The sequence below is a fragment of the Bordetella tumulicola genome (assembly GCF_054779135.1).
Map to the genome: position 1 here is coordinate 210,547 of NZ_BAAGYU010000003.1, position 20,176 is coordinate 230,722.

At 59.2% G+C, this 20,176-nt stretch carries 18 protein-coding genes; 11 read left to right on the forward strand and 7 right to left on the reverse strand.

Annotation, left to right across the window (positions count from 1 at the left end; translation table 11 throughout):
- Positions 1-275: 275 nt before the first annotated feature.
- The 11 genes from ACYVDM_RS00975 (at position 276) to ACYVDM_RS01025 (ending at position 11,481) form a co-directional block, all read left to right on the forward strand.
- Entirely contained in the window at positions 276-1,727 is a 1,452-nt protein-coding gene (locus ACYVDM_RS00975) for a bifunctional 2-methylcitrate dehydratase/aconitate hydratase (RefSeq protein ID WP_415790533.1), read from the forward strand.
- Between the two features lie 528 nt (positions 1,728-2,255).
- The gene (locus ACYVDM_RS00980) at positions 2,256-2,678 is read left to right on the forward strand and encodes a CopD family protein (protein ID WP_415790918.1); all 423 of its coding nucleotides are present in this window, start codon (positions 2,256-2,258) and stop codon (positions 2,676-2,678) included.
- Positions 2,679-2,709: 31 nt separating this feature from the next.
- Positions 2,710-4,386, forward strand: a complete 1,677-nt coding sequence (locus ACYVDM_RS00985) for a THUMP domain-containing protein (RefSeq protein WP_415790531.1) — start codon at positions 2,710-2,712, stop codon at positions 4,384-4,386.
- A gap of 246 nt (positions 4,387-4,632) precedes the next feature.
- Complete coding sequence (locus tag ACYVDM_RS00990) at positions 4,633-4,833, forward strand: hypothetical protein (RefSeq protein ID WP_415790916.1); 201 nt, start codon at positions 4,633-4,635, stop codon at positions 4,831-4,833.
- A gap of 385 nt (positions 4,834-5,218) precedes the next feature.
- Positions 5,219-5,521 (forward strand): CopM family metallochaperone, encoded by a 303-nt coding sequence (gene copM / locus ACYVDM_RS00995; RefSeq protein ID WP_415790529.1) that lies wholly within the window; start codon positions 5,219-5,221, stop codon positions 5,519-5,521.
- 59 nt (positions 5,522-5,580) lie between these two features.
- The gene (locus ACYVDM_RS01000) at positions 5,581-6,090 is read left to right on the forward strand and encodes an RDD family protein (protein ID WP_415790527.1); all 510 of its coding nucleotides are present in this window, start codon (positions 5,581-5,583) and stop codon (positions 6,088-6,090) included.
- A gap of 93 nt (positions 6,091-6,183) precedes the next feature.
- A complete protein-coding gene (locus ACYVDM_RS01005; protein WP_415790525.1) occupies positions 6,184-7,032 on the forward strand; it encodes a UDP-2,3-diacylglucosamine diphosphatase in 849 nt (282 codons plus the stop codon).
- Between the two features lie 141 nt (positions 7,033-7,173).
- Entirely contained in the window at positions 7,174-8,835 is a 1,662-nt protein-coding gene (locus ACYVDM_RS01010; protein WP_415790523.1) for an acyl-CoA synthetase, read from the forward strand.
- A gap of 19 nt (positions 8,836-8,854) precedes the next feature.
- Entirely contained in the window at positions 8,855-9,376 is a 522-nt protein-coding gene (locus tag ACYVDM_RS01015; RefSeq protein ID WP_415790521.1) for a gamma carbonic anhydrase family protein, read from the forward strand.
- A 116-nt stretch (positions 9,377-9,492) separates the two neighbouring features.
- Positions 9,493-10,410 (forward strand): Hsp33 family molecular chaperone HslO, encoded by a 918-nt coding sequence (gene hslO / locus ACYVDM_RS01020; protein WP_415790519.1) that lies wholly within the window; start codon positions 9,493-9,495, stop codon positions 10,408-10,410.
- A 348-nt stretch (positions 10,411-10,758) separates the two neighbouring features.
- A complete protein-coding gene (locus tag ACYVDM_RS01025; protein WP_415790517.1) occupies positions 10,759-11,481 on the forward strand; it encodes a TadE/TadG family type IV pilus assembly protein in 723 nt (240 codons plus the stop codon).
- 121 nt (positions 11,482-11,602) lie between these two features.
- Here ACYVDM_RS01025 and ftsB read toward each other — a convergent pair whose 3' ends face one another.
- From ftsB to ACYVDM_RS01060, 7 genes are all read right to left on the reverse strand, one after another.
- A complete protein-coding gene (gene ftsB, locus ACYVDM_RS01030; RefSeq protein ID WP_415790515.1) occupies positions 11,603-11,971 on the reverse strand; it encodes a cell division protein FtsB in 369 nt (122 codons plus the stop codon).
- Positions 11,972-12,068: 97 nt separating this feature from the next.
- A complete protein-coding gene (gene eno, locus ACYVDM_RS01035; RefSeq protein WP_415790513.1) occupies positions 12,069-13,355 on the reverse strand; it encodes a phosphopyruvate hydratase in 1,287 nt (428 codons plus the stop codon).
- A gap of 50 nt (positions 13,356-13,405) precedes the next feature.
- A complete protein-coding gene (gene kdsA, locus ACYVDM_RS01040) occupies positions 13,406-14,260 on the reverse strand; it encodes a 3-deoxy-8-phosphooctulonate synthase (protein WP_415790511.1) in 855 nt (284 codons plus the stop codon).
- The gene (locus tag ACYVDM_RS01045) at positions 14,257-15,909 is read right to left on the reverse strand and encodes a CTP synthase (RefSeq protein ID WP_415790509.1); all 1,653 of its coding nucleotides are present in this window, start codon (positions 15,907-15,909) and stop codon (positions 14,257-14,259) included. The genes kdsA and ACYVDM_RS01045 overlap by 4 nt, the downstream gene beginning before the upstream one ends.
- A gap of 188 nt (positions 15,910-16,097) precedes the next feature.
- Entirely contained in the window at positions 16,098-17,909 is a 1,812-nt protein-coding gene (locus tag ACYVDM_RS01050) for an aminopeptidase P family protein (RefSeq protein WP_415790507.1), read from the reverse strand.
- A 159-nt stretch (positions 17,910-18,068) separates the two neighbouring features.
- The gene (gene ampC / locus ACYVDM_RS01055; RefSeq protein ID WP_415790505.1) at positions 18,069-19,223 is read right to left on the reverse strand and encodes a class C beta-lactamase; all 1,155 of its coding nucleotides are present in this window, start codon (positions 19,221-19,223) and stop codon (positions 18,069-18,071) included.
- 32 nt (positions 19,224-19,255) lie between these two features.
- A complete protein-coding gene (locus ACYVDM_RS01060; RefSeq protein ID WP_415790503.1) occupies positions 19,256-20,074 on the reverse strand; it encodes a M55 family metallopeptidase in 819 nt (272 codons plus the stop codon).
- Positions 20,075-20,176: the final 102 nt, after the last annotated feature.

Below are 20,176 nucleotides of genomic sequence, written 5' to 3' on the forward strand. Positions count from 1 at the left end.
ATTGTCAACAATTAATCTTTTTCAGGCTATGATTTTTGAGGCTATCACTGACACCGTAATGCCACGTGGTTGATAATGTTCAGGCAAGCTATGCGCTCTGATTCACTCAAGCAGGCTATGTATCCTGCTCCGACTCGCGAGCCGGTTTCCATAACTCCCTCTGGATTGCGATGCTATTTGCCCTGCCTCTCATCTCCTGTCCCCGATAACGAGGGTACGCATTCACGCGTGCCCTCCACCGCGCCGACGCGCGGTCTGTACAGAAGGAGTTCCGCATGTCCGCTCACATCTCCAACGTCCGTCCGCAAGCCGATCAGGTCCTGACAGACATCGTCGACTACATCTTAGGCTACGACATTCAAAGCAGTCTCGCCTATGAGACAGCTCGCAATTGCCTGATCGATACGCTGGGTTGCGGCCTGGAAGCGCTGGAGTATCCCGCTTGCCGTAAATTGTTGGGCCCTATCGTGCCTGGCACCGTGGTTCCGAATGGCGCCAAAGTCCCCGGCACACAATTTCAGCTGGATCCGGTGCAAGCCGCCTTTAATATCGGCGCCATGATCCGCTGGCTGGACTTCAACGACACCTGGCTGGCCGCGGAATGGGGCCACCCGTCGGATAATCTGGGCGGGATTCTCGCCACCGCCGACTGGCTATCGCGCAATGCCGTTGCCACCGGCAAACCGCCACTCACCATGCGCGACGTCCTGACGGGCATGATCAAGGCCCATGAAATCCAAGGCTGCATCGCCCTGGAAAACTCCTTCAACAAGGTTGGCCTGGATCATGTCGTCTTGGTCAAAGTCGCCTCGACCGCCGTCGTCGCGCAACTGCTGGGCCTGAGCCGCGAAGAAATCATCAACGCCGTCTCGCTCGCCTGGGTCGATGGCCAAAGCCTGCGAACCTATCGTCATGCCCCCAATACGGGCAGTCGCAAAAGCTGGGCGGCCGGCGACGCCACCAGCCGCGCCGTGCGCCTGGCACTCATCGCCAAGACCGGCGAGATGGGCTACCCATCGGTGCTCAGCGCCAAAACCTGGGGCTTTTACGACGTTTTGTTCAAGGGCCAGCCCTTCACGTTCCAGCGCCCCTATGGCAGTTATGTCATGGAAAACGTGTTGTTCAAGATATCGTTCCCCGCGGAGTTCCATTCGCAAACCGCAGTGGAGTGCGCGATGGAGATCCACGCCCAACTCAACGCCGCGGGCAAATCCGCCGACGACATCAAACAGATCACCATCCGTACGCACGAAGCATGCATTCGCATCATCGATAAAAAGGGCCCACTGAACAACCCCGCCGATCGCGACCATTGCATTCAATACATGGTGGCCGTCCCGATCTTGTTCGGCCGCCTCACCGCCGCCGACTATGAAGACACGATCGCCCAGGACCCGCGCATTGACGCCCTGCGCGACAAGATCATCTGCGTCGAAGACCCCGCCTATACTCGCGATTACCACGACCCAGACAAACGCTCGATCGCCAACGCCCTGACCGTTGTCTTTAACGACGGCACCCGATTCGACGAGGTCACCTGCGAATATCCCATCGGCCACAAGCGACGCCGCCAGGAAGGCATCCCACTACTAGAGACCAAATTCCGCACCAATCTGGCCCGCATTTTCCCCGCGAAGCAACAAGCGCGCATTCTGGATGCCTCGTTAGATCAACAGCGGCTCGAAAACATGCCGGTACACGAGTATGTGGATTTGTACGTGATCTGACGTTTGTTTCTGTTGCGTCCGGTAGTAAGTGCTTTGGACGCCGGAGCAGCCGTGAGCCTGCCACCGCCGGCCCCTCACCTCGGCTCGGGCGCATACAGGCGCCCTCGACGCCGCTTGCGCGGCGTTTCCCTCGGATCGAAGGGCCGGCGGTGGCAGGCTCACGGCTGCTCCGGCTCGCAATATCTCTTATTGACGAGTGCTGTCGGTGCGTCATGCCTGGATAGTGTTGATGTCACCACGGGGTATAGATAGCGGTGTTTATTCCTAAAGCACGTCGGACCGTAAGCTGACAATCGACGACATACCTGGCTGTGAGTCCGCGTCGCCTGCTCTGTGGTGGCGCCGGCCAGTTTGAGCAAGGGAAGCCCGCGCGCAGCGCGGGCCGAGGCCCCTGGTTGGGCCGAGCCGCGGCGATCTGGCCGGCGCCACCACAGAGCAGGCGACGCGGACGTCTCAACAGAGACGTCCTACACACGACTACAATGCCCCCATATCCACCACTGAACAACAAACCAGCCCGCCATGCTAATGCTTTGGGTCAAGGCCTTTCACATCGTTTTCATTGCATCCTGGTTTGCCGGGCTGTTCTACCTGCCTCGTCTCTATGTAAACCTGGCACAGCAGCCTGACCCGGCGGTACAAGCCTGTTTGATCGCTATGGCGCGCCGGCTGTTTCGGTTTAGCACCCTGCTGGCGGTGATCGCCGTCGCGCTTGGGCTGTGGCTTTATGTGGGCTATGGTATTGGCATGGGACCCGGCAATGGCTGGATGCATGCCAAGTTATTCTTCGTGTTGCTCATCATCGGCTACCATCATGCCTGCTACGTGATGCTGCGCAAGTTTGAACTAGGCCGCAACACACGTTCTCACAAATTCTACCGTTGGTTTAACGAAGTGCCCGTCTTACTGCTCGTGGCAGTGGTACTGCTCGTGGTGCTCAAACCCTTCTGATCACACTGCCCGGCCTGCGGCCAGGATTCGTATGTCCTCTGATGAACAAGACCGCCGTAAAACACTGACGGTCAAAAAAACGGCGCGCGACGCACATGCGGCGGCCGACGATACTCAGCGCAAACGTAGTGGGGCGCGTGCGCGCACGGCTTCGCTGATCGAACGCGCCAAAGATCAGGCGCAACGTCTGCGCGGAGAACCCGCCAGCGATCCTGCGACATCGCGTGATACCGCAGTACGCGGCCGCGGCAAGCCTGGTTCGCGCACCTCCGATGAATTCCGTTCGCCCCGCCGTGAATCCGGCAAGCCCGATACGTTGCGTCGGCAACGCCGTGAATCCGCCCCACCTGGTGAGGCCCGTCCTCAGCGGCGCGACTCTGCCGCACCTGGTGAATCCCAGCAAAAGCGCCATGAATCCGCAGCACCGGACAAATTCCACGAACGGCGGCGTCAAGCCCCAGAGCCGGATGCATTTGTGGATCATGATGATTTTCCTGCCGAGACGGAATGGGTGCCCGAACCAGATGTTCAGCGCAGAGCGCCTCGCGCGCTACGCGAAGCGGAAATATTCGAGGTCTTCGCGCCCTGCCCTCAAGGTCTGGAAGAGGCCCTGACCGCCGAAATGCAGGCGTTGGGATTTACGGACGCCCAGGCGGGTCGTGCCGGTTGCCATTTCAGCACGGACTGGCCCGGTGTACAGCGCGCCAATCTGTATTCGCGCTTGGCGACTCGCATTCTGGTGCAGGTCGCACACGAGGAAATCTCGCACGAAGACGATATTCTGGATCTGGCCTACAGCGTGCCCTGGGAACGCTGGTTCGGCGCGGAGCATACGCTGCGGGTCGACACGTCAGCGATAAAAAGCCCTGTTCAAAGCCTGCACTATTGCAATCTGCGCGCCAAGGATGGGATCTGCGATCGACTGCGTGACCGTGAAGGCGAACGACCCAGTATTGATACCGTACGACCGGATGCCCGGGTACATCTGTTTTTGACTGGCCACACCGCAACCCTGTATCTGGACACATCAGGCGAGTCACTGTTCAAGCGCGGCTGGCGCCTGGATAAAGGTGAAGCCCCCCTGCGGGAGAATCTGGCGGCCGGGATGCTGGCGCTGGCTGGCTGGGATCCCGCCGCCGCGCTGCTGGATCCGTTCTGCGGTAGTGGCACGATTTTGATCGAAGCGGCCTGGATTGCATTGGGCGTACCCGCCGGGATCTCGCGGCCGCTGGGCTTTGAACGCCTGCGCGGCCATGATCCGCACCGTTGGCATGATCTCAAGGACGATGCTCGTGCCCGCATCTTGCCCGGCCTGGATGCCCCGTTGGTCGGCTACGACCTGGATCCGCAGGCTATCGAGTTCGCGCGCAACAACGCCGAACGCGCCTGGCTGACGCCGGACACGATCCGCTTTGAGGTGGGCGATGCTCGCGAGGTGCCTGCGCCCGCCGAACGAGGCTGGATCGTCACCAACCCCCCGTATGGCGAACGTTTGCCCGCCGACGAGACGGAGCTATGGCGTGCCTGGTCGGCCAACCTGAAACGGTCTTTCGCGGGTTGGCAGTTGCACGTGATCTCCAGCGACCGCGATCTACCCCAGCGCCTGAGGCTCAAACCCCTACGCCGCACACCCTTGCACAACGGTGCGCTGGATTGCCGCCTGTTCGGCTTTGAGCTCGTTGCCGCCGGCTACCGAGATCCCGTCTGATCAAGGAATGTTGTAAAAACACTGCAATATTGGGCCAGTAATGTGGCGACAAAGCCACAATATGCGCATTTAGCGCATTATCGGCACCATAGGTTTGCACTCTGCACCAAAGACTTGCATGTATTCAGGGTTAACCCTAAAATACGGGTTATCCCCAAGTGGCTTAGGTGGACTTTCGCACATAAGTGACGACACCCCTGGCTGACTTGAACGCATTACATAACGAATACGCGCAAGCTCTGGAACATCGTGCCCCACATTTATACCAACTCTTCTATTCGGTTGACCGACGAACTCGAACGCCAGTTGATGTTGCAAGCGATCGAAGAACAATTCCGCCCTCGCCCCCTACGCGCCCTGGCCCGCGGCCTGCGCCAGGTGGGTAAGGTCGTCAAGACCGTGATCGGTCGCCGCGTCGACGCGACATCCGCGCACTCGGCCGCCTAAGAACAACGACGTAACCGTTTTCCCCTTGGGGGCTGCTTCAGCCCCTTTTAAGACCCACTCTAAACCGGTGGGTTTTTTTTTTTGCCTTGGGCAGTGCTCCAAAAGAAAAAATGCTTCCCTGTGCGAGAAGCAAGCAAACCGAAATCAAAAAGATGAACTTCGACGCATGCGTAAAGCGCCGAGATTTATCGACACGTCCTTTACCTGAATGACTTGACCTTCCAACGATGGCAAGGATTATGATCGCCGGCCTATATCGGTTTTAACAACGCCAAAAAGTCTGATCTGTATGCATAAACGCGCTTTCTTTTTTATTGCTGCGGCCGTCTTCGCGATGAGTTCGGTTTACGCTCAATCGTCTGGCCACGCCGGTCATCAAACGGGTATGAGTCAGGACGCGCCTACGAGCCAAGGCGGCTATCAACCGGGCAAAAATCCGGTGGTTCAAGCCTATCAAGACGCGAATAATCGGATGCACGCGGACATGAATATCGCGTTCACGGGAGATCCCGATGTGGACTTCATGCTCGGCATGATTCCCCATCATCAGGGCGCAATCGACATGGCACGCGTGGAACTCAAATACGGAAAGGACCCTGCCGTACGCAAACTGGCCGAGGAAGTCATCGCCGCCCAGGAAAAGGAAATCGCGATGATGCGGAAATGGTTGGCTGATCGGGGGCACTGATAGGATCACCGGCACATCCCGGTAGCCAGTTTGAGAGATGCTCGGGATAATACGCCCCCATGACTGACGCTACCGCCTCTCTGACCCCCAGTCGGCTACGCCGATTTGCCTGCATGATGTACGAAGCCGTCCTACTGTTCGGCGTCGTTTTTCTAGCGGGCTACCTGTTCGACACCTTGACGCAAAGCAAGCATGCCTTGATGCTGCGACACGCGCGCCAAGTGTGGCTTTTTGTCGTCATCGGCATTTATTTTGTGCTGTGTTGGCGTAAAAATGGCCAGACGCTGCCCATGAAAACCTGGAATATCCGCGTGATGGACCGCGATGGTCAGCCGCCCTCGGTACCGAGGTTGATCTTGCGCTATGTCCTGGCGTGGCCGCCTGTGCTGGCCGCGGCGGGCTTGGTCGCAGTCGCCTCTACAGCCACGGGATGGAAATCGGTCGACCTGTTTATTGTGGTGGCGCCCTTCGCCATTTTTGTGTGGTCGTGGTTCGACCGCGATGGACAATTTCTGCATGATCGGCTGCTGGGCACTCGCCTGGGTAATGCTCCTGCGCGAAAAAAATAATCCTGCGTCACAACTGCGTCATTTTTTCGTCACGTAGACGTCACGGCACCATGGTTACATTCTCGTATACCGACAGCCGTAAGGGATGCACACGTGAACGAGACCCGACCCACTCACTGGCGCACGCTCTGGATTTCTGACCTGCATTTAGGCACTGCCGGGTGTAAAGCAGATTTCCTACTGGATTTTCTGGATAAGAACGAATCCGACACGCTGTATTTGGTGGGCGACATTATCGACGGCTGGCAGTTACGCAAACACTGGCACTGGCCCCGCGCACACAATGATGTCGTACAACGGATATTACGCAAGGCCCGCAATGGCACTCGCGTGGTATTTGTCCCGGGTAACCACGATGAGTTTGCCCGCGAATTCATCGGTTATGCCTTTGGGGACATCGAAGTTCTGGACGAGGATGTACACATCACGGCAGACGGCACGCGACTGCTAGTGCTGCACGGAGATCAGTTTGACGGTGTCATTCAGCATAGCAAGTGGCTGGCCCGTCTGGGCGACACGCTGTACCAGTCGGCTCTCTGGATGAATCACCATTTCAACCGGATGCGCCATCGCATGGGCCTGCATTACTGGTCGCTTTCGCAGTATCTGAAACACAAAGTGAAGAACGCCGTGGCCTTTATCACGGATTTCGAGGAAACCCTGGCGAGCGAAGCCCGGCGCCGCGGTCTGGACGGCGTCGTGTGTGGTCATATCCACAAACCCGAAATGCGCGATGTAGATGGCATTTTGTACTGCAATGACGGTGATTGGGTCGAGAGCCTGTCCGCGTTGGCAGAAAACCACGATGGGCAACTCAGCCTGCTTAACTGGGCCGAGCAGCATGCGCGTCGAGAGGCCGGTTCTCCCCCGACACGTCCGCGACGCCCCTTGTCGCTGCCCGCCCTGCCCTCGGCGCTGCGCCGCCAAAGCAAGCACCCGTAATAACCCTTATATGTCCCCGTTAGTGGCACGGGGATATTGCAGTTCGCGCCCCTCTAGGTCATGCTTGCACCTGTAGGGGGCATTCCGGCCCCCGGGCGGCATCCTCCAGGGTGATCGCCAGCGCGCTTACAAAATAGGGCTATGAACGACCAATATCAGTCGCTCTACCAATCATTCCGCTGGCTGGTTCCGACCCAATTCAATATTGCGGAAGCCTGCTGCCACCGTTGGGCGGCCAGTAGCTCGGACGCCCGGCGTATTGCCATTTACTACGAAGACGAAGCCGGCAACCGTGAAGTCTGGACCTACGCACGCCTGTCCGAGGCCGCGAATCAACTGGCGCACGGTCTGGTCAAGATGGGAATCGAACGCGGGGACCGAGTCGGTGTGGTTTTAGGACAACGCCCCGAAACGGTCGTTGCCCATATGGCGATCTATAGTGTCGGCGCGATTGTCGTGCCGCTGTCGCCGCTGTTCGGCCCCGAGGCACTGGAGACGCGATTACGAGATTCCGACGCTCGAATCGCGATTGTCGATTACGCCTCCAGCGCCAATTTGTTGGCCATTAGCGACAACTGTCCCAATCTCAACCAGATCATTGGCATCGGTTTTGTCGATGAGCAGGTCCTGCCGTGGCGCAGCCTGCTGGCGCGCCAACCGGGTGAGTTCAAGCAGGTCATCACGCGCGCCACCGACCCGGCGATCTTGCTCTATACATCGGGTACCACTGGGGCTCCAAAGGGCGCTTTGTTGCCCCATAGCGTGCTGATCGGCAATCTGCCGGGCTTTGTCGCCTCGCAAAACTGGTTTCCCAAACCCAACGATGTGTTCTGGTCGCCCGCTGATTGGGCCTGGACCGGCGGCATGATGGATGCGCTGTTGCCGACCTTGTACTTCGGGCACCCCATCGTGGGGACGCGCGGGCGTTTCTCGCCCGAGCGCGCCTTTGAGCTGATGGAGCGGTATCAAGTCACCAATACGTTCCTGTTCCCCACCGCGCTCAAGATGATGATGAAGACGGTGCCCGAGCCAGGGAGCCAGTATCGACTGGCGCTGCGCGCCATCATGAGCGCCGGTGAAAGTGTCGGCGAGACCGTCTTCGGATGGTGCCAAACAGCGTTGGGAATCACACCCAACGAGATGTTCGGCCAAACCGAGTTGAATTATGTCGTAGGCAATAGCCACCTGCGCTGGCCCGCCAAACCGGGCAGCATGGGCAGGCCCTATCCTGGCCACCAGGTCGCGGTCATCGACGACGAAGGACAAGCTGTCGCGCCAGGAGAGACTGGCGAGATTGCGCTCAACCGCCTGGATATCGTCGGCTTTCCCGACCCTATTCTGTTCTTGGGCTATTGGCGCAACGAAGCCGCGACGCAGGCGAAATTCACCGGCGATTGGTGCCGCACGGGAGATCTGGCCCGTGTCGATGATGAGGGTTACTTGTGGTACGCCGGACGCGCGGATGATGTTTTCAAATCGGCCGGTTACCGAATCGGCCCGGGTGAAATCGAAAACTGCCTGCTCGGCCACGATGCCGTGGCGAACGTCGCCGTCGTGCCCAAGCCCGATGCCGAGCGCGGCGCACTGGTAAAGGCCTATGTGGTCTTGACGCCGGAATACGTCGCGCGAGATCCCGACGTATTGATCCAAGCGCTACAAGCCCACGTGCGCGATCGCCTGGCGCCCTACGAATACCCGAAAGAAATCGAGTTCATTGCCGAACTCCCCATGACGACGACCGGTAAAATTCAACGCCGAGTGCTGCGCCTGCGCGAAGAAGCCCGCGCCGCCCACCAAGCCTGATACTACCCGAGACTGCTGTATGCCTATTTATCAACTCGACGACCTCATCCCCGACATCGATCCTAGCGTCTATATTGCTGACAGCGCCGACATCATCGGCAACGTCACCCTGCAAGCGGGGGTCAGCATTTGGTCGCATGTGGCGATCCGTGGCGACAATGCCCCGATCATTGTTCAAGCGGGGAGCAATATCCAGGAGTCGTCGGTACTGCACGTCGACGAGGGCTGCACATTGACGGTGGGGCCCGGCGTCACGGTCGGCCATCAGGCGATGCTGCACGGCTGTACCATCCACGAAGGCGCACTGATTGGCATGCAAGCCATCGTGCTCAATAATGCCGTCGTTGGGCGAAATTGCCTGGTTGGCGCGGGAGCCATTATTCCCGAAGGCAAAATCATCCCCGACAACTCGCTCGTGATCGGTATCGGCAAAGTCGTTCGCGAACTCTCAGCCGACGAAATCGCCAATATGCATAAAAACACGCGTGATTACGAGACACGGGCGCAGCAGTACAAACGGGTGCTCAAGCGGATCGGCTGACAGGGCTGGGATTCTGGATGCAGATAGGCCACCTGCTCCGGCGGATGCAATCGCCTGGCGTTACAGGGCGACGCCCGTCACACATCGGGTCAAGCTGATCGGCTAACATTCCAGCTATGACTGATCAACTCAAAAAATACCTCTTCGAAGACCACTCTGTGCGCGTACAAACTGTGCGGTTGCACGAGACTTGGTTACAAGCCCAGGAACACCATCAGTATCCGCCCGCCGTCCAGAAACTGCTCGGTGAGCTGGTGGCGGCGGCGGCATTGCTGGCCGCCAATATCAAGTTCGAAGGGTCGCTCGTACTGCAAATTCAAGGGGCCGGCCCCATCGCCCTGCTGATCGTCGAATGCCAGTCGGATCTGAGCCTGCGCGCGACGGTCAAGATCCGCGAGGGCCACGAAATGCCCACGGATGGCACCATGCAAAGCCTACTCAATGCCGATGACCAGGGCCGCTTTATCGTCGTTCTGGATCCGCGCCGCAAGGTACCCGGCCAACAGGCGTACCAAGGCATCGTTCCCCTGGAGGGCGATACGGTCGCCGAGGCCTTGCAACACTACATGAAGGCGTCGGAACAGCTCGACACCCGACTGTGGCTGCAGGCTGATGCTCAGCACGCCGCGGGCTTGCTGATTCAGCGCCTGCCTGATCACGGCGGCAGCACACAGGGCGATGCGGCCTCCGACACGATGCATCGCGCCATCACGTTGGCCGATACGCTGAAGTCGGACGAACTCCTGACCACGGACATCGATACCCTGATTCATCGACTGTATTGGGAAGAAACGCTGATTGCCTTTGAGCCGGCGACGGTACGCTGGTACTGCCCCTGCACGCGCGAGCGCGTCGCCAGCATGCTGCGCTCGTTAGGCGAGGTAGAGATCAACGACATTTTGGCCGAACAGGGCCGGGTGCAAATCACGTGTGATTTCTGCGGTAAACCTTATGAATTTGATCCGGTCGACTGCTCGGGCCTGTTCGCTGCCGCCAAGCCCATGCCCGAGCAAGATCCGCCGACCGTGCATTAAACGCCGCACGTCTTGCCCCGCTCGTATACAGCGGGGAGAGAGACGTAAGCACCTCCCTTACACGGACGCCAAGTGCGCCTCGGAAACGGGAGCCGCAGACACCGACGACACCCATCCCGCGTCAGTATCTTGCATGACGAAATGCAGCTAACGGCAGGGGTAGTCGCAATTACCGCAGTCGTAATTGCCACAATCGACGTGTTGGTCTTGGACGAGCACACTGCTGTATCTTCCAATACAACGTTGTGATTTCTGATGTATGCACCGCGAGACCTGCTGCCTACCTGTCACATGACGCTTCTCTTGCGTAGCGGTTTGGACAGGTCTACGTTGCCGCGCGGATCGCGGATGGCCAGACGTAATGAACCCGCAAAACAGCGTGAGACTGGCGCGGCGATGATCGAATTTGGCCTGCTGGCCTTGCCGCTGCTGTTAATGAGTCTGCTGATCATCGAGGCCGCACATTGGCAATTGGTGCGGCAGTTGGCATACGTGGCGCTGCTGGACGGTGCTCGCGCGGGTGCGACGCAGCATGGCCGCCCCAGTGCTATTGAGCAGGCATTTGCACATGCCTTTTTGCCACGTTTCATCCATGCGGGCAGCAATGCACGCGAGACGCAACGCCGCAATTGGGAACGTATTCAACAGCGCACAGATATGCCGGCGTGGAAAATTGAGGTTTTGCAGCCCGACGAGGCTGCATTTCGAATTCATGCCCAGCCGGGTCTACGAATCCCGGGTGTGACCGGGCGCCTCGTGATCAACAACGACTTTCAAGCAGAGCAACATGCTCGGACGCCTGCCACGCATCCTGATATTTTTGAGGCGAATACGCTACATGTCCGCCTGACTTATCTGCACGAACCGCTGACACCTTTGGTGCGCACGCTGTTGCGGCGCATCGCTGGACCAACGGACAATTGCGCCCGGCAGGCCTGGTCGCACGGATTGCTGGCGATGCGACTAGCGCTACGCGTGGAAATGCACTCACATCCCGTGGCGTGGCAGGAGACGCCACCCGCGCGCCACGATAAAGTCATCCACGGGACGTGGACCTGTATGGATGAATGATGAGAATCTGTGCTCACAACGATGAAGGGCCGTGTCAACACGAAGGGCTATCTCAACAATGGCTAAGGGTAGTGCCCACAACGACGCAGAGCCGTGCCAAGACGATGGAGAACCACGCCGTTTAACGATTCGGTCGAGGATTATTCGGCTTGGGATTATTCGCGGTGGCGTTATTCGACGAAGGGCTGTTTACCGCAGGGCTATTCGCAGCGGGACTATTCGGCGGCACGATCTGCACAAAAACTTCGCCTTCGCGCATCATGCCTAGCTCATTGCGAGCACGTTCTTCGATAGCCCCTACGCCGGTTTCCAGGTTGCGCACTTCGGCCTCCAGCGCCGCATTGCGCGCGCGCAGGCCTTCGTTGGTTTCATGTCGCTCGACGATCTGTTTCTGCAAGTCCCAGACCTTGAACCAGCCCCCTTTACCCAACCATAGCGGATACTGGATCAACACCACCAAAACCAGCAGCACCAGAAACAACAGGCGCATATGCAAAAACCCTTATGGGAAAACCTTGACGGTAATGGACCAAACCAAAGTGCCAGGCACCTGGCGTGCCGGTGCCTAGCCTTGCAACGCTACTAAATCAACGCAGATTGTAGAACGCATCCAGCCCCGGGTACGAAGCGACTTCGGCGAGTTCCTCTTCGATACGCAGCAACTGGTTGTACTTGGCCATACGATCCGAGCGCGACAGCGAGCCCGTTTTGATTTGCATGGCGTTCGTCGCAACAGCAATGTCGGCAATGGTCGAGTCTTCGGTTTCGCCCGAACGATGCGACACGACGGCGGTATAGCCGGCACGCTTGGCCATCTCGATGGCGGCAAAAGTTTCGGTCAACGTACCGATCTGATTGATCTTGATCAGGATCGAGTTGGCGACACCCTTTTGGATGCCTTCGCGCAGAATGCGGGTGTTGGTGACGAACAGATCATCGCCCACCAGTTGGACTTTTTTGCCCAACTGATCGGTCAGCAGCTTCCAGCCGTCCCAGTCGTTTTCGGCCATGCCGTCTTCGATGCTGATGATGGGGTACTTGTCGCACCACGTGGCCAGCAGGTTGGCAAACTCTTGTGACGACAGCGACAGGCCGCCCTCGCCTGCCAGCGTGTACTTGCCGTCACGGAAGAACTCCGAGCTGGCGCAATCCAGACCCAGTGCGATCTGCGAACCTGGCTCGTAGCCGGCTTCAGTGATGGCCTTGAGGATCAACTGGATGGCCGCCTCGTGATTGGTGACGTTAGGGGCAAAACCGCCCTCGTCGCCCACGGCGGTGGACATACCCTGATCGTTGATGATCTTCTTCAGGCTGTGGAACACCTCGGCGCCCCAGCGCAGGGCTTCGCGAAAGCTCGTCGCGCCCACCGGCAAAATCATCAGTTCTTGCAGGTCGAGCGAGTTATTGGCATGCGCGCCACCGTTGATGACGTTCATCATCGGCACGGGCATGCTCATCGGGCCACTACCGCCAAAATAGCGATACAGCGACAGACCGGACTCGTCAGCCGCGGCGCGTGCCACGGCCATGCTGGCGGCCAACAACGCGTTGGCGCCCAGGCGTTCTTTGCTATCGGTACCGTCCAGCTCGATCAGCGTGCGGTCAACAAAGGTCTGCTCTTGCGCGTCCAGGCCCATCAGGGCTTCGGAAATCTCGGTGTTGAGGTTTTCGACAGCACGCAGCACGCCTTTGCCCAGATAGCGGGATTTGTCGCCGTCGCGCAGCTCGATGGCTTCGCGTTGGCCGGTGGACGCGCCCGACGGAACGGAGGCGCGACCCATCGCGCCGGATTCCAGCAACACATCACATTCGACCGTGGGGTTGCCACGCGAGTCGAGAATTTCACGACCGATGATATCGACGATTGCACTCATGATTTCTTGATTCCCTGAACGATAGACAAATTCATGACAGCTACATCAGCTCAGATGAACTGATTTTCGATGAAGCCGTTGCGTTTGGTCACGCGATCGAGCTCTACCAGCGACTCGAGCAGCGCAGGCATCAAGTCCAGCGGCACGGCATTCGGGCCATCGGACAATGCGCAAGCGGGATTGGGATGGGTCTCCATAAAGAGGCCCGATATCCCCACCGCCACCGCCGCACGCGCCAGCACAGGCACGAACTCGCGTTGCCCGCCTGACGACGTGCCCTGCCCACCCGGTAACTGTACCGAATGGGTGGCATCGTAGACAACGGGACAACCGGTTTCTCGCATGATAGCCAGCGAACGCATGTCGGACACTAAGTTGTTGTATCCGAAAGAAGCACCACGCTCACAGACCAGGATGTTGTTGCCGTCGCCACCCGCCTCGATAGCGGCGTCGCGGGCCTTTTGAGCGACCTGCACCATATCGTGCGGCGCCAGGAACTGGCCTTTTTTAATGTTGACCGGTTTGAGCGAGGCTGCGCAGGCACGGATGAAGTCAGTTTGCCGGCACAGAAATGCCGGCGTCTGCAACATGTCGACCACTGCGGCCACCGGCTCCACGTGCGCGGTTTCGTGCACATCGGTCAGCACACGTACACCCACCTGGTCCCGGACATCGGCCAGAATTTTGAGCCCCTCGTCTATGCCCAAGCCACGAAACGACTTGCCGGAACTGCGATTGGCCTTGTCGAACGAGCTCTTGTAGAAGAATGGGATGCCCAGCGCCGAGGTCATTTCCTTGAGGCGCCCCGCGGTATCAAAGGCCAGTTCGCGCGACTCGATGACGCACGGGCCCGCAATCAGAAAAAACGGGTGTTCCAGACCAATATCGAAACCGCAGGCTTTCATTCGCTTTCCTTGCGTTTGTCGTGACGAGCGATAGCTGCCTCGATAAAGCTGGAGAACAGCGGGTGCCCATCACGTGGTGTGGAGGTGAATTCCGGATGGAACTGCACGCCGACGAACCACGGATGATTCGGCAACTCCATGATTTCAGGCAGGTTTTCGGTGGGCGTACGCGCACTGATGACCATGCCGGCCTCTTCGAGTCGCGGCACATAAACGTTGTTGACTTCGTAGCGGTGACGATGGCGTTCGTTGACCTCGTCGCCGTAGATAGCCTGGGCGCGGGTGCCTGCCTTGATCGGGCAGCGCTGCGCGCCTTTACGCATGGTACCCCCCAGATCGGAGGTCGTGTCGCGCTTTTCGACCCTGCCTTCGCGGTCCATCCATTCGGTGATAAGGGCCACCACGGGATGCGGCGCGGACGGGTCGAATTCGGTACTGTTTGCGCCACCCAGGCCGGCCACGTGGCGAGCAAACTCGACCACTGCCAACTGCATGCCCAGGCAAATCCCCAAATAAGGGACGCCGTTTTCACGAGCGTAACGAATCGCGGCGATCTTGCCCTCGGTGCCACGCTTGCCGAAACCGCCCGGCACCAGAATGGCGTCCAGGTGCTTGAGCTGATCTGTGCCCCGCGTTTCGATGTCTTCGGAGTCGATGTACTCGATGTTGATCTTGGAGCGCGTGTGTATGCCGGCGTGCACGAGGGCTTCGGACAGGGACTTGTACGACTCGGTCAGATCGACGTACTTGCCCACCATACCGACGGTCAGCTCGTGCTTGGGGTTCTCCAGCGCGTCGACCAGGTTGTCCCACATGGACAGGTCGGCCGGCGGCGGAGTCAGGCCCAGAGCCTCGCAGACGATGTTGTCGACACCTTGCTTGTGAAGCATGGCGGGGATCTTGTAGATCGAGTCGGCATCCCAGACCGAAATAACCGCGTCAAGCGGCACGTTCGAGAACATCGAGATCTTGGCGCGCTCGTCGTCGGGAATACGACGGTCGGCACGGCACAAGAGCGCGTTGGGATAGATACCGATCTCGCGCAGCTTTTGTACCGAATGCTGGGTGGGCTTGGTCTTGAGCTCGCCGGCCGACGCGATGAACGGCACCAGCGTCAAGTGCACAAAGGCCGCGTTGTTGCGGCCCAGGCGCAGGCTCATCTGGCGAGCGGCCTCGAGGAACGGCAGCGACTCGATGTCGCCGACCGTACCGCCGATTTCAACAATCGCCACATCGGTCGCGCCCTTCCAGGCGGCATCGGCCCCACGGGCGACGAAATCCTGAATTTCGTTGGTAATGTGCGGAATCACCTGCACGGTCTTGCCCAGATAGTCGCCCCGGCGCTCTTTGCGCAGTACGGACTCGTAAATCTGGCCGGTGGTGAAGTTATTCACCTTGCGCATCTTGGCGGAAATGAAGCGCTCGTAGTGACCCAGATCCAGATCGGTCTCAGCGCCGTCTTCAGTGACGAACACCTCACCGTGCTGAAAAGGACTCATCGTGCCCGGATCGACGTTGATGTAGGGGTCGAGCTTGAGCATGGTGACCTGCAAACCACGCGACTCAAGAATCGCGGCGAGCGAGGCAGCGGCGATGCCCTTGCCCAGGGAAGACACCACACCGCCGGTGACAAATACGTATTTGGTCATCGTAATGAGCACCCGGGACGAGCGGGCGCGTGCGGGAAATTTGGATTATAGCCGGGAGGATGAGGTTATTTGGGTTTTCCCCTAGCTTTGTCCACGTAACATTTGGCTGCATGATCGACGCCAGGGCCTGGGCCGAGCCCTGCCAGCCGGTTTCATGCCGTCAAGAACCGCTCATCATGGCAAAGGGGTCAAATCGGCGCGGTACGAAGCGCCAGCCAGGCCAGCGCTTCGCCCTCGACCAACGGCGATAAACGCACTCGGACCGTCTTGTGATAGTCGTTGAGCCACTCGATTTCATCTTTGCGCATCAGTGCGGGTTCGATGCAACGGGTGTCGATCGGGCAAAGCGTCAGCGTTTCAAAGCAGAGGAATTCCCCCAGCTCGGAAGTCAGCCAACTCCGGTTGGCCACCAGGTTTTCGATACGCACGCCCCAGCGGCCGGGACGATAGATGCCGGGTTCGTTTGAGGTAATCATGCCGGGCTCCATGCCGGTATGCGGGCCCGGCACGGCGCGGTACGAAATGACCTGTGGCCCTTCGTGGACGTTCAGGAAATAACCGACGCCATGGCCGGTGCCGTGACCGTAGTCGGCGCCGCCCTGCCATATCGGCGCACGTGCGATCGCGTCCAGCATGGGTGATGGCGTGCCGCGCGGGAAGGAGGCGAGCGACAGCGCGATCATGCCCTTGAGCACGAGCGTAAAGTCGACCTTCTGGTCCGCGTTGGGCGTGCCCACCGCCACCACGCGGGTGATATCGGTCGTGCCGCCCAGATACTGGCCGCCGGAGTCGATCAATAGCAAACCGTCGCCTTCGATGACGGCGTGCGCCTCTGGCGTTGCGCGGTAATGCGGCATCGCGCCGTTGGCATTAAAGCCGGCAATCGTGCCAAAGCTGGGGCACACGTACCCGGGTCGACGCGCCCGGGCCGCGGTGATCTGCTTATCAATCGTCAGCTCGGTGATGGCCTCGGCAGGGGTATCACCGCCCTCTTTGCTCATGGCTCGTTCGAACCATGCAAAAAACTCGCACAACGCCGCGCCATCTTGCTCCATGGTCATCCGCACCTGAGCCAGTTCGGCATCGGTCTTGGTCGACTTCAGCAAGGTAGAGGGATTGATGGCCTCGACGCGCGGCACCGCCGGATTCATGGCATGAAATACGCCGCAGGTCACGCGCGCAGGATCGATCAGCAGGGTTTGATCGAGTTCCAGCGAGCCCAATGCCTCGGCAGCCTGCGTATAAAGGGCCACATCGATACCATCGGCGGCCAATACAGCACGCAGGTTGTCGTCGATCTTGCCGTCGCCGACAAACAGCGTGGCGTAGTCCACGCCAATCAGGGCATACGCCAGAAACACCGGGTTGTACGACACGTCGGCGCCGCGCAAGTTGAACAACCACGCGATGTCGTCCAGCGTGCAGAGGAAATGCACGTCGGCGCCGCTGGCCTGCATGGACTGACGAACCTGGGCCAGCTTGTCCGCACGGGTTACGCACGCCTGCGGTGCGACGTGTTCGTAAATCGGCGCATTCGGCAGTCCCGGACGATCCGACCAGATTTCAGATAACAGATCCGTCTGAATATCGAGTTGCACGCCCGCCGGCGCCAGCGCCGCAGACAAGGCGCGAAACGCCGCCAGGCCCAACACCTGCCCATCGACCCCGACGCGCTGCCCTGCTTGCAACTGTTTCGCCAACCAGTCGACATGGCCGGGCGTCCCGGCGGCACCGAGTTTCATCAACTGCACGTCGGTGCCGGCCAACTGCGCCTCGGCCTGCATCCAGTAACGGCTGTCCACCCACAACCCTGCAAAATCGGTCGTCACGACCAACGTGGCCACCGACCCGGTAAAGCCGCTGAGCCATTGGCGCCCCTGCCAACGCCCGGGCAGGTATTCCGACAAATGAGGATCGGCGGATGGCACGATGCAAGCATCCAGGCCCAAGCGGCGCATGGCCTGCCGTAGCTGGGCAACGCGGGTATCGGTGAGAGACATGAGATTCCTTAAGGCAACATGGACGGCGTGCAAAACAGATCGGCCAATGCCACAGTCTGTCTGCAAGCCGCATTTTATAGGCTCGGCCACGTGAGCGGGAGCCGTACGGCCGGCGTCATCTCACCTCACGCAACAGCTAGCATCCTCGTGGGCCGGCCATCAACGCGTCAAAATACGGTAGGCAAGACGAATGCGCGCCTCAATGGGAAAATTCTTGTTTGCCAGTATGACGATGCCCTTGTCCTGAGCCGGCAGAAATGCAACGTAGGCGCCGAATCCATTGGTCGATCCGGTTTTGTTGACCCAGACCGCCGATGCAGGTGCGCGAGGCGGCACGATGGCCTGAATCGGATGCGTTTCATACGCGACCTTGGCTGAGTTTCCCTCGAGCAGGTCATCGAGCCGGACGGGCGCATCGTACTGTTCCCAGACCAGGTCCTGCGTCATGGCGCCGAGCTTGTAGTACCCGACACGAGTGTCGCGCAGCGCTTTGTCAAGATTACCTTCGCCCCCGGACGACTCAATGTTCAACTGCACAAAGCGAATCAGGTCTCTAGCAGTGGCTTTGACACCGTAGGCCTCGTCCGCCAGAACGCCCGGGGTCACACGCACTGGCGCGTCGGTTTTGTCATAGCCCTGGGCATAGTCCTGCATTTTTGCCCGCGGCACATCGATATAGCTGTCATGAAGCCCCAGCAGGGGAAAGAGCTGCCGTTCCATGATCGCCTTGTATGGGTGTCCCAACGCCTCGGCGGCCACCATGCCCAACAATCCGATACTCGGGTTAGCGTAGGTCCGCGCCGAGCCTGCCTCATACTGAGGCGTCCAGGCCGCGAAATAACGCATCAACTGTTTCGAATTGGTGATCGCGTCTGGCACCTGCAGCGGAAACCCACCCGCGGTGTGGGTACCGAGATGCACGAGACTGACCTTGCTCAGATTGCTGCCGCGCAGAGTCGGGAGATAGCTGGCGGGACTATCGTCCAGGGAAAGCCGTCCAAGCGTCTGGGCGTATGTGGCCAGGGTCGCGGTGAATGTCTTGCTGACAGAGCCGATCTCGAACAACGTATCGCTAGTGACGGACTGGTTTGTCGCCTTTGAGGCAACGCCAAAGTTATAGAACGTTTGTCGCCCATGGTCAGTCACAGCGATGGCCATACCCGGCACGTTGTATTCGCGCATCACATGTTCGGTCGCCTGACTGATCTCGACAGCTAGGCCGGGGGTGGATTCCTCAGCCGAGGCGTGGTTCGCGATGGTAACCACACACACACAGCAAAGAGTTTGAAGAAAGCGTCTATTTGTCGAATACATAGGCCCGTCACGGACGAGTGAAAAATGAAGACTTAACGCAACATGGACGACATGGCGGACAAGCTATTAAGCGTGCGAATAGCAGCCTGCATGGTATCTACCGTAAAACGCAAGGTCACACCGTCCACGCGCTCCAGCGTGGGCCACATACAAAACAAATCGGCCAACGCCGTTGTCTGTATCTGCAACCGGCATTCTATAGGCGCCGCGATTTGAAATGGAGCCGCGCCCGCTGCCTGACGTACGGCAGTTTGCGCCGCAGCGGTGATGGCTTCACGCGCGGCGGCAGGCGATAAGGTCGCACCACTGCCCTGGCCATGCGCGACTTTGGTCTGCACCCATTGCGCATGCGGAAACAAGGGTCGGGTTTCTTCGATGAATACATCATCGCCGCTAGCCATGATGACCGGCACGCCCAGTTCGCCGGCCAAGGCGCCATACAAACCGGCTTCGCCAAGTTCCGTGCCATTGATAAAGACGCGGGCGAAGGCAAAACTGTTGATAGTGTGCGCCAGAATTCCGCGTGCTTGCGAACGTGCGTGGTAGCCGATCATGAACACCGCGTCGCAAGCCTCTTCCAGCCCGCCCATCATGCCCAGGTAGCGCGGTTTACCCAACACCAAACGCGCGCGCGGATCTAGCTGATCGGGCAGCAAATTACGGAAACCGCCGTGCGAGTCATTGACCAGCACCTCGGTGGCCCCGCCGGCGAACGCCCCGATGACAGCGGCATTGGCTTCGCCCGTCATCCAGGCGCGGGCGCGTTCGTATTCACCGTTGCCGGCTCGAACCTGCTCGGCATGAAAGACACCGGCGACGCCTTCGATGTCAGTGGAAATCAGAATTTTCATGGGCTATCCGCAAAAAAAGAACCAAAAAATTCGCCCCTTGTTCAGCAAAACTTTGGGGGCAGACCTGTTGTCTAGTGGGGTCATGGCCGGTGCATCGCAACG

What these genes read in the sequence shown, in the direction of transcription:
- ACYVDM_RS01025 (WP_415790517.1), top strand. Translation starts at nt 10,759, where the DNA reads ATGGCCAGACGTAATGAACCCGCAAAACAGCGTGAGACTGGCGCGGCG.
- ACYVDM_RS01060 (WP_415790503.1), bottom strand. Translation starts at nt 20,074, where the DNA reads ATGAAAATTCTGATTTCCACTGACATCGAAGGCGTCGCCGGTGTCTTT.
- ftsB (WP_415790515.1), bottom strand. Translation starts at nt 11,971, where the DNA reads ATGCGCCTGTTGTTTCTGGTGCTGCTGGTTTTGGTGGTGTTGATCCAG.
- kdsA (WP_415790511.1), bottom strand. Translation starts at nt 14,260, where the DNA reads ATGAAAGCCTGCGGTTTCGATATTGGTCTGGAACACCCGTTTTTTCTG.
- ACYVDM_RS01015 (WP_415790521.1), top strand. Translation starts at nt 8,855, where the DNA reads ATGCCTATTTATCAACTCGACGACCTCATCCCCGACATCGATCCTAGC.
- ACYVDM_RS01045 (WP_415790509.1), bottom strand. Translation starts at nt 15,909, where the DNA reads ATGACCAAATACGTATTTGTCACCGGCGGTGTGGTGTCTTCCCTGGGC.
- eno (WP_415790513.1), bottom strand. Translation starts at nt 13,355, where the DNA reads ATGAGTGCAATCGTCGATATCATCGGTCGTGAAATTCTCGACTCGCGT.
- ACYVDM_RS00980 (WP_415790918.1), top strand. Translation starts at nt 2,256, where the DNA reads ATGCTTTGGGTCAAGGCCTTTCACATCGTTTTCATTGCATCCTGGTTT.
- ACYVDM_RS00985 (WP_415790531.1), top strand. Translation starts at nt 2,710, where the DNA reads ATGTCCTCTGATGAACAAGACCGCCGTAAAACACTGACGGTCAAAAAA.
- ACYVDM_RS01010 (WP_415790523.1), top strand. Translation starts at nt 7,174, where the DNA reads ATGAACGACCAATATCAGTCGCTCTACCAATCATTCCGCTGGCTGGTT.
- ACYVDM_RS00975 (WP_415790533.1), top strand. Translation starts at nt 276, where the DNA reads ATGTCCGCTCACATCTCCAACGTCCGTCCGCAAGCCGATCAGGTCCTG.
- copM (WP_415790529.1), top strand. Translation starts at nt 5,219, where the DNA reads ATGAGTCAGGACGCGCCTACGAGCCAAGGCGGCTATCAACCGGGCAAA.
- ACYVDM_RS01050 (WP_415790507.1), bottom strand. Translation starts at nt 17,909, where the DNA reads ATGTCTCTCACCGATACCCGCGTTGCCCAGCTACGGCAGGCCATGCGC.
- ampC (WP_415790505.1), bottom strand. Translation starts at nt 19,223, where the DNA reads ATGTATTCGACAAATAGACGCTTTCTTCAAACTCTTTGCTGTGTGTGT.
- hslO (WP_415790519.1), top strand. Translation starts at nt 9,493, where the DNA reads ATGACTGATCAACTCAAAAAATACCTCTTCGAAGACCACTCTGTGCGC.
- ACYVDM_RS01000 (WP_415790527.1), top strand. Translation starts at nt 5,581, where the DNA reads ATGACTGACGCTACCGCCTCTCTGACCCCCAGTCGGCTACGCCGATTT.